The 1,082-nt window shown below is 56.1% G+C and carries 1 protein-coding gene; it reads right to left on the minus strand.

All coding sequences use genetic code 11. From position 1 onward, the window contains the following. Positions 1-82: 82 nt before the first annotated feature. Positions 83-1,042 (minus strand): tyrosine-type recombinase/integrase, encoded by a 960-nt coding sequence (locus PTZ19_RS25260; RefSeq protein ID WP_276358475.1) that lies wholly within the window; start codon positions 1,040-1,042, stop codon positions 83-85. Between the last annotated feature and the right edge of the window lie 40 nt (positions 1,043-1,082).

Here is a 1,082-nt window from a genome sequence, read left to right on the forward strand (position 1 = left end):
ACAATGTTGATAGTTGGACATTAAATTTCGACTTCCTTCAATGAATTCCTCCCTTTTATTCTAGCATAATACACAGGATTTGTCAGGGCTTTTCGCGAGAATCGACAACTCCTTTCAAGCTGTCTACCACATAGTCGGGCGCGGCTTTCTTCATGAATTCGACGGTGTGCAAATACCGCTGCGTCGTCGAAATATCGGTATGGCCGAGAGACTCCTGCACTTGCTGCAGCGTAGCGCCGCCCAGGAGCGCGAGCGTCGCGTTCGTATGGCGGAACCAGTGCGGCGTCGCTTTTTTGCCGAGCTTGCACGATTTCCGCGCCTTCTCCAGAATCCGATCCACCTGACGCACGGATATGGGGAATACGCGCGCGTCGCTTGCCTGCGAAATCCCTTCTTCTTTGCGATATCGATTCAGGAGCCTCCTCAGCAGCTCCGGAACTTTGACGTAACGCGCTTTCCCGCCTTTGCCGTTTCTAACGATCAACCAAAGGAATTTATCCGTCACGTCTTCCTGGAAATCGTTCCACTCCAGCGCCGCCAGTTCGGATACGCGCAGACCGGTGAGCGCGAGCATGAGCCCGATCAAATAATTCCGCGTCCCTTGCTTCTTCAGCTCGCCCAGCATGGTCCCGAGCTCCGATTTGGTCAAGTACCGGCTGCGGCTCGTCACCTCGATTTTCGGCAGCCGGATCGGCGTCGTGGGGTTGTGCGGCAGCAGCCCGATGTTCGGATCGCTTGCCCAGCGGTACAGGGAGCGGATGGAGGCCAAATAAACCGCCGCGGAGGCGGGCGCCATTTTCTTCGCGGCGTTCGGCTGACCTCCGGTTAAGAGCGTGTCTTTATAGGATTCCACGTCCATCCACGTGACTTCGCCTAATGTCTTCGGGTGTACGAAGCCGCGGAAATGCCGGATGGCGATTCGGTAATTTCTCGTCGTGTAAGCGGAACGGTCCCGGTAGGTGGCGAGAAACATGGCCACGATATGCTCGTCCGAGCTGGCCGGGGCAAGGCTTGTCCGGGCTGGAGCGTCCAATTTCAGCATGGTATTCCTCCTCGATTCTGGGTCCAACTATCAACATTGT

This window comes from Cohnella caldifontis (assembly GCF_029360585.1).
GTDB classification, from domain to species: domain Bacteria; phylum Bacillota; class Bacilli; order Paenibacillales; family Paenibacillaceae; genus Cohnella; species Cohnella caldifontis.

Coding starts and splice junctions, on each gene's coding strand:
- PTZ19_RS25260 (WP_276358475.1), bottom strand. CDS start 1,042: ATGCTGAAATTGGACGCTCCAGCCCGGACAAGCCTTGCCCCGGCCAGC.